General features: G+C 72.6%; 7 protein-coding genes. 4 read left to right on the top strand and 3 right to left on the bottom strand.

Features of this window, described 5'->3' with window-relative positions; all coding sequences use genetic code 11:
* Positions 1 to 147: 147 nt before the first annotated feature.
* Positions 148 to 765 carry a TetR/AcrR family transcriptional regulator gene (locus E1267_RS41125; protein ID WP_132341325.1) on the bottom strand — a complete coding sequence of 206 codons (618 nt, stop codon included), beginning with the start codon at positions 763 to 765 and terminating at the stop codon, positions 148 to 150.
* 232 nt (positions 766 to 997) lie between these two features.
* Here E1267_RS41125 and E1267_RS41120 point away from each other — a divergent pair, with 232 nt between their 5' ends.
* Positions 998 to 2182 carry a retropepsin-like aspartic protease gene (locus E1267_RS41120; RefSeq protein ID WP_165960087.1) on the top strand — a complete coding sequence of 395 codons (1185 nt, stop codon included), beginning with the start codon at positions 998 to 1000 and terminating at the stop codon, positions 2180 to 2182.
* Between the two features lie 104 nt (positions 2183 to 2286).
* Positions 2287 to 2559, top strand: coding sequence for a hypothetical protein (locus E1267_RS41115; RefSeq protein WP_132341321.1), 273 nt, complete (start codon positions 2287 to 2289; stop codon positions 2557 to 2559).
* A 5-nt stretch (positions 2560 to 2564) separates the two neighbouring features.
* Here the strand turns inward: E1267_RS41115 and E1267_RS41110 are convergent, their stop codons facing one another.
* The gene (locus E1267_RS41110) at positions 2565 to 2759 is read right to left on the bottom strand and encodes a DUF3046 domain-containing protein (RefSeq protein WP_132341319.1); all 195 of its coding nucleotides are present in this window, start codon (positions 2757 to 2759) and stop codon (positions 2565 to 2567) included.
* A 44-nt stretch (positions 2760 to 2803) separates the two neighbouring features.
* Here E1267_RS41110 and E1267_RS41105 point away from each other — a divergent pair, with 44 nt between their 5' ends.
* Positions 2804 to 2998 (top strand): hypothetical protein, encoded by a 195-nt coding sequence (locus E1267_RS41105; protein WP_132341317.1) that lies wholly within the window; start codon positions 2804 to 2806, stop codon positions 2996 to 2998.
* A gap of 1 nt (position 2999) precedes the next feature.
* On the opposite strand, the gene E1267_RS41100 is transcribed toward E1267_RS41105, so the two are convergent.
* Complete coding sequence (locus E1267_RS41100; protein WP_132341315.1) at positions 3000 to 3488, bottom strand: VOC family protein; 489 nt, start codon at positions 3486 to 3488, stop codon at positions 3000 to 3002.
* 83 nt (positions 3489 to 3571) lie between these two features.
* Between E1267_RS41100 and E1267_RS41095 the strand changes: the two genes are divergently transcribed.
* Positions 3572 to 7814 (top strand): ATP-dependent helicase (locus tag E1267_RS41095; RefSeq protein ID WP_425465128.1); only part of this gene is annotated, 4243 nt, incomplete at its 3' end.

Genomic DNA, 7814 nt, shown 5'->3' with positions numbered 1-7814 from the left:
CCCGCCAAGCCACCCACCAGGCCAGACCGACAGGCCAGGCAGTGCTCCCCTGGTGAATGGTCCCCGTTGCGCCGCTTCTCCGGGTCGCCTCTGCCGGTCTCCTCTGCCGGGACGCGGAGAAGCGGCGGCGCGGTCGGCCGTACTCGATCAGGGGTGGTCGGGTCTCGGTGCGGCGAGAAGGCGGAGGGCCGTCGCGAACAGCTCCGGGGGACAGCGCTCCGGGGCCAGCAGGACGAGCAGGCGCATGCCGATGTCGAGGGACTTCAGTATGGCGTCGGCCTGCTCGTAAGGGAGCCCGGCCAGCGCGCTGCCCGGCGGCGACAGCGGGTGCCGGCCTTCGCCGGCGGTCGGGAACACCAGGTCGACGAGCTGTTCGCGCACGGCCGGGTTCCTGGTCGCGTGGATCATGAGCTCCACGGTCATCTGGGCGAACGCCTCCTGGTCGCCCCCGCGCACCCGTTCGGCCCAGTAGCGGCCGAACTCCTCCACCAACGCTTCGGAGTCGCGCCCGGAGTGGAGCAGGCGGTCCGCCTGAGCCCGCGCCTCCCCGCCGAGGCGGTGCCGCATGACCTCGATCAGCAGCTCCTCCTTGGAGGCGAAGTTGGAGTAGACGGCGCCCTTGGTGAGGCCCGCTTCGGCGGCGACCTCGTCGATGGAGGCGCCCTGAATGCCGCGCTCGGCGAACACCTTCTCCGCCGCCTCCAGCAGCTTGAGCCGATTGCGCTCCCGCTGCTCCTGCCGGGTGAGCCGTTCCGCCACCGCCATGACCGCCTTCCGTTGACATTCCCAAGGGTATATGAATACTAGGCGATATCCGAATACCAATCAGTATCTGAAAGGTGGGAACCCGATGGACGGCAAGGCGACGGACCCGCGCCGGGCGTTCCCGGCAAAGGCCGGCGCGGCCTCTCTCGCGATCGCCGGCGCGGTGGGGGCCGCGGACGGTGGTCCCCTGGCCACCGCCCCAGGCGTGCGACCACCACGAAAGGAACGACTCATGGACCTCACGGACCTCACGGACCTCATGGACAAGGCCGGCGAGCTCTTCGATGCGGGCGACTTCGACGCCGCCGACGCCTCATACAGGCAGATCCTCTCCCGCGATCCCGACCACGTGGCCGCGCTCGCCCAGCACGCCTACATCGCGCTGCTGGCCAACCGCCTGCCCGCGGCCGAACGGCTGCTGAAGCGGGTGCTGCGGCTCGATCCCGGGCACACGCGCTCGTTGAGCAACCTGGCCAACGCCCTGTGGCGCGCCGACGCGTACGCCGAACTGGCCGACCTCCTCCCCAGGGTCAAGGCGGATGCCCCGACCGCCACCCCGGAGCAGCTGAGGAGCTTCGCGGGGCGCAGGCCTTACACGATCTCCGGCCCCGAGACCGCCCGGATCCCGTTCGCGGCGTCCGACCCCCTGCCGATGGTCGAGGCGTCCGTGAACGGCGCGCCGCCCGAGCTGTTCTTCCTCGACACAGGCGCGCTGTTCGCGCTCAACCAGGACTACGCCGACCGGCTCGGCATCCCGATGTACGGCCACACGACCGGCAAGACCCTCTACGGCGAGCACGAGGCGTACCAAGGGCGCGTGGACCGCCTGGCGATGGGCGAACTCGGCATCGGCGACCTGCCGGTCCACACGATCCCCGACACGATCCGGATCACCGCGCCCGACGGGAGGGCCACCCAGGGGGCGATCGGCACGAGCGTCCTGTCGCGGTTCCTGTCCACCATCGACTACCCGGACCAGGCGCTGGTGCTGCGGCAGAACACGCGCGCCCACATCCGGGCGCGGCACAGCGCCCCCATGTGGTTCCTGGGCGATCACTACCTGCTGTCCCACGGCACCGTGAACGGCCTGGACCGGATGGTGTTCTTCGTCGACACGGGCGGCGGCGACATCGGCTTCACCGCGCCCCGCACCACCTTCGACGCCGCGGGCATCACGATTCCGCCGGGCGAGGGTTTCCATCAGGTGACCGTGGAGACGGTGACGCTCGGCTCCGCCACCCGCCGTCAGGTTCCCAGTCTGGCCGGCGCGTTCCCCGGCTGGTTCGAGCACGGCTTCGGGTTCCGCATCGGCGGGCTGCCGACGCACGCGTTCTTCAAGCCGTACGCGCTCACGTTCGACTTCGCGCGCATGCGCGTCCTCATGGATCCGATGCGCGCAGACCCGCGCTCCGCGTGACGCCGCGACCTCGCCACGTGATGTTCGGGCACGGTTGGCCCCGGCGTGTTGTCATGCGCGGTGAGCTGGGGAGACTCACTGCAGGGCGACGGCTTGGAGGCGACGTGGCGAGCGGCTTCACCGGGGAACGGCGCGTCCACCTGGAGGCGCTCGCGGAGCGGCTGCCCGCCGTGGGCCTGGTCGGCCGGCTGGTCGGCGAGGACGATCCGGTGTTGTGGGTGTGGCATCCGCACACCGGCCGCCAGACGATCATCTTCGCCACTCCGTCAGGAGAGGGCTGGCTCTTCCTGTGGTCGCCCCGCGGGCAGGGCAGCGCGGAGGATCTGGAGCGTACGGCCGCCGCGCTGCGCGAGGCGCTGGACGACGCCCGGCCCTAGCGGCTTCAGCGCAGCTTGGGCGGGACGTCCTCCACCTGGCACACGGCACGCCAGACGGTCTTGGCGCTCTCGCCGTCGGCCAGCGCCTGCATCACCGTCCGCCCGCCGAGCGGGGCGAGCACGTAGTCGCGCGCCCATGACTCGGCGTAGGCCTCACCGAAGTGAGCGTTCATCCGTCTCCAGAACTCGGTCAGGCGCATGCAACCAAGTATGGAAGCCCGCCGGAGGTGGGTAGGACATCCCCATGCCAAAGACCCCCAAGTCTTCACCCCCCAAGTCAGCCGCCGCCAGGGCCAACCGGGCCAGGCGCCGCCGGCTCCAGCTCGCGCTGCGGCTCGCCGTACGGAAGGAGAAGGAGGAACGGGCCGAGCGGCACGCCGGCATCAGGCGGTCACCGCGTGCGGGCGGGCCGCGGACGCGCAGAGCGTCGCGGCGCTAGGTCACATCACCCGCGCGCCGTACATCTCACCGAGATGGTCGGCGAGCAGCTCCAGGCGGGCGCCGTCGGGGTCCTTGAAGTAGATGGAGGCGCCGCTCTCGATCTGGTGCGGCACGCCGGCCATCTCCAGCTTCCCGCGCAGCCGTTCCCACGTGGCGGGGTCGACGGAGATCGCGATGTGGTGCAGCCCGCCCAGCACTTCCTGGTACGGCCCGAGGTCGAGGCCGGGGAAGTCGAAGAAGGCGAGCAGGTTGCCGTTGCCGATGTCGAAGAAGAAGTGGCTGGAGCCCTTGTAGTCGCGGTTCTCGATGATCTCGGTGAGCGGGAACTCCAGGAGTTCCTGGTAGAACGTTATGGTCCTTTCCACGTCGGACGACAGCAGGGCGAGATGGTGCACGCCGCCTGCGCTGCTGGACGGCCGGTGCGGTAAGACGTAACGCCGCCTGAGCTCCGCACGGCGGGCTTCGATGGACGCGTAGTCAATGGTCACGGTCGCTCTATGTCCGCCATCGCACCCGCTCAATCACGCGCCGTCGTGCGAATGACGTTTCTGTCGGTGTGGCGAGGCAGTATGTGCTGGTGAGCTCGCTCAACCACTTCAGCCAGGTGACCAGGCAATGGTTCACCGGGGCGTTCCAGGATCCCACCGCCGCCCAGGAGGGGGCGTGGGAGTCGATCGCGCGCGGCGACAACACCCTGGTCGTCGCTCCCACGGGGTCGGGCAAGACGCTGGCGGCGTTCCTGTGGTCGCTCGACCGGCTCGCCGCGTCGCCGGTCGACGAGCAGGCCGGGCGCAAGGGCTCCCGCGTGCTCTACGTGTCGCCGCTCAAGGCGCTGGCCGTCGACGTCGAGCGCAACCTGCGCGCGCCGCTGGCGGGCATCAAGCAGACGGCGCGGCGGCTCGGGCTGCCGGTGCCGGAGATCTCGGTGGCGATCCGCTCGGGCGACACCCCGGCGCAGGACCGCAGGCGGTTCGCCGCCAGGCCGTCCGACATCCTGATCACGACGCCGGAGTCGCTGTTCCTGCTGCTCACCAGCCAGGCCCGTGAGGCGCTGCGCGAGGTCGAGACGGTGATCGTCGACGAGGTGCACGCGGTCGCGGCCACCAAGCGGGGCGCGCATCTGGCGCTCACCCTGGAGCGGCTCGACGCGCTGCTCGATCGGCCGGCGCAGCGCATCGGGCTGTCGGCGACCGTGCGCCCGGTGAGCGAGGTGGCGGCGTTCCTGGGCGGGGTCCGCCCGGCCACCGTGGTGCAGCCTCCGTCGGAGAAGCAGATCGAGATCGAGGTCGTCGTCCCGGTCGAGGACATGACGGAGATGGAGGGCGGCAGGCCGCAGGAGGGCGGGGAGTTCGCGCCCGAGCCGGGCGGCAGGTCGATCTGGCCGCACGTCGAGGACCGGCTCTTCGACCTGATCGGGGCGCACAGCTCGACGATCGTCTTCGCCAACTCGCGGCGGCTGGCCGAGCGGCTGTGCACCCGGCTCAACGAGCTGGCCTATGAGCGCGCGCACGGCGCGGACAGCGTCGATCTGTCGATCTGGGAGACGGGTCCGCCCGACCGGCCGTCCGCCGGCGCCGAGCCTCCCCGGCGCCCGCCCGCCGAGCTGATGGCGCAGGCCGGATCCGCCAAGGGCGTGGTGACGGAGATCGTACGCGCTCACCACGGCTCGGTCTCCAAGGAGGAGCGGGCGCAGATCGAGGAGGCGCTCAAGTCCGGCCGGCTGCCCGCCGTGGTCGCCACCTCCAGCCTGGAGCTGGGCATCGACATGGGCGCGGTCGACCTGGTCGCGTGCGTGGAGGCGCCGCCGAGCGTGGCCAGCGGGCTGCAGCGCATCGGCCGGGCGGGCCACCAGGTGGGGGCGGTGTCCAAAGGGGTGATCTTCCCGAAATACCGCGGCGACCTGGTGCAGACGGCCGTGGTGGCCGAGCGGATGAAGAGCGGCGAGATCGAGGAGCTGCGCTATCCGCGCAATCCGCTCGACGTGCTGGCCCAGCAGATCGTCGCCATGACGGCGCTCGACGAGTGGACGGTCGACGAGCTGGAGTCCGTGGTCAGGCGGGCCGCCCCCTACGCCACGCTGCCGCGCACCGCGCTGGAGGCCACGCTCGACATGCTGGCCGGGCGCTATCCGAGCGAGGAGTTCGCCGAGCTTCGCCCGCGCATCGTGTGGGACCGCGTGACCGGCGTCCTCCAGGGGCGCCCGGGCGCGCAGCGGCTCGCGGTCACCAACGGCGGCACCATCCCCGACCGCGGCCTGTTCGGGGTGTTCCTCGTGGGCGAGCGGTCCTCCAGGGTGGGCGAGCTCGACGAGGAGATGGTCTACGAGTCGCGCGTGGGCGACGTGTTCGTGCTGGGCGCGACGTCCTGGCGGATCGAGGACATCACGGCCGACCGGGTGCTCGTCTCGCCGGCGCCGGGCCAGCCAGGCAAGCTGCCGTTCTGGCACGGCGACGCGCCCGGCCGCCCGGCCGAGCTGGGCAAGGCGATCGGGCGGTTCCTGCGCGAGCAGGCCCAGCAGGGCTCCACCGACCGCATGCGGGCGGCGGGGCTCGACGCCTACGCCGCGGGCAACCTGCTCTCCTACCTCAACGAGCAGCGCGAGGCCACCGGCTACGTCCCCGACGACCGCACGCTGCTGGTCGAGCGCTTCCACGACGAGCTGGGCGACTGGCGGGTGGTGATCCACTCCCCCTACGGCGCGCGGGTGCACGCCCCGTGGGCGCTCGCGATCAACCGGCGGCTGCGCGAGCGCTACGGCGTCGACGTGCAGGCCGTGCACTCCGATGACGGCATCGTGCTGCGCATTCCCGACACGCTGGCCGAGCCGCCCACCGATGTGGCGGCCTTCGACGCCGAGGAGATCGAGCAGATCGTCACCGAGGAGCTGGGCGGGTCGGCCATGTTCGCCTCCCGGTTCAGGGAGTGCGCGGGGCGGGCGCTGCTGCTGCCGCGCCGCACGCCGGGCCGGCGCAGCCCGCTGTGGCAGCAGCGGCAGCGGGCCGCCCACCTGCTGGGCGTGGCCTCCCAGTACGCCTCGTTCCCGATCGTGCTGGAGACGATGCGCGAGTGCCTGCAGGACGTCTTCGACGTGCCGGGCCTCGTCCGGCTCATGCGCGACATCGCCGCGCGCAGGGTGCGGCTGGTGGAGGTGGAGACCTCGCAGGCCTCGCCGTTCGCGGCGTCGTTGTTGTTCCACTACGTGGGCGCGTTCATGTACGAAGGCGACGCGCCGCTGGCCGAACGCAGGGCGCAGGCCCTGGCGCTGGACACCTCGCTGCTGGCCGAGCTGCTCGGGCAGGCCGACCTGCGCGAGTTGCTCGACCCCGACGTGATCTCCGACAGCGAGCGCGAGCTGGCCCGGCTCGACCGGCCGCTGCGCGACGCGGAGGACCTCGCCGACCTGCTGCGCTCGCACGGCCCGCTGCTCGCGCCCGACGTGAGCGTACGCGGCGGCGACCCCGCCTGGCTGGAGGAGCTCGAACGCGCGCGGCGGGCGATCAGGGTGCGGGTCGCGGGCGAGGAGCAGTGGGCGGCCGTCGAGGACGCGGCGCGGCTGCGTGACGCGCTCGGCGTGCCGCTGCCTGTGGGGATTCCGCACGTCTTCCTCGAACCGGTCGCCGACCCCCTGGCCGACCTGGTGGCGCGGCACGCCCGCACGCGCGGGCCCTTCCACGCCGGCACGACCGCGGCCAGGTTCGGGCTGGGCGTCGCCGTGGTGACGGACGCGCTGCGGCGGCTCGCCGTGACGGGACGGGTCGTCAGCGGCGAGTTCCGGCCCGGCGGGCGGGGCGAGGAGTGGTGCGACGCCGGGGTGCTGCGCATGTTGCGCCGCAGGTCGCTGGCACGGCTCCGCAAGGAGGTCGAGCCGGTCGCGCCGGAGACGCTGGCGGTGTTCCTGCCCGCCTGGCACGGCATCACCGGCTCGGGCACGTCCTCGGCCGAGCGGGCCGGGGCGGCCAGGGCGATGGACGCCCTGGTGCGCTCCATCGAGCAGCTCCAGGGGACGGCCGTGCCCGCGTCGGCGCTGGAGACGCTGGTGCTGCCCGCGCGGGTGCCCGGCTACCATCCGGCGCTGCTCGACGAGCTGACCTCGTCCGGCGAGGTCATGTGGGCGGGGCAGGGCTCGCTGCCGGGCGGCGACGGCTGGGTGTCCCTCTACTTCACCGACACCGCGCCGCTGCTGCTGCCCGAGCCCGCCGAGATCACCATGACGCCCGTGCACGAGCGTGTGCTGGGGCTGCTGGGCGGCGGCGGCGCGCTGTTCTTCCGCGGGATCTCCGATCAGCTCGGCTCGCTCGACGACACGGCCCTCGTCGCCGCACTGTGGGACCTGGCGTGGGCGGGGCGGGTGTCGGGCGACACGCTCGCGCCGCTGCGGGCGACGCTCGGCACCGGACGGCCCGCCCACCGGCCCGCCACCACGCGGCGGCGCCGGGCGGTGCTGCCGAGCCGGAGCGGGCCGCCGACGGTGGCCGGGCGGTGGTGGTTGCTGCCCGCACCCGCGCCCGACGCGACGCAGCGGGCCAACGCCCAGGCCGAGGTGCTGCTCGAACGGCACGGGGTGGTGACGCGCGGGTCGGTGACCTCCGAGCGTCTGCCCGGCGGGTTCTCGCCGGTCTACCAGGTGTTGCGGGCGTACGAAGAGAGCGGGCGATGCCGGCGGGGCTACTTCGTCGAAGGGCTGGGGGGTGCCCAGTTCGCGCTGCCGGGGGCGGTCGACCGCATGCGGGCCATGGCACCGGGCATCGCCCCCTCCGCGCCCGCCTTCGCCCCTGAGACCGGCCTCGGACCGGGAACCGCACGGGGGCCAGGGC

It is taken from the genome of Nonomuraea longispora (assembly GCF_004348345.1).
GTDB classification, from domain to species: Bacteria; Actinomycetota; Actinomycetes; order Streptosporangiales; family Streptosporangiaceae; genus Nonomuraea; species Nonomuraea longispora.
Note: the sequence above shows the minus strand (reverse complement) of the source record. Positions and strands in the feature narration are given on the sequence as shown.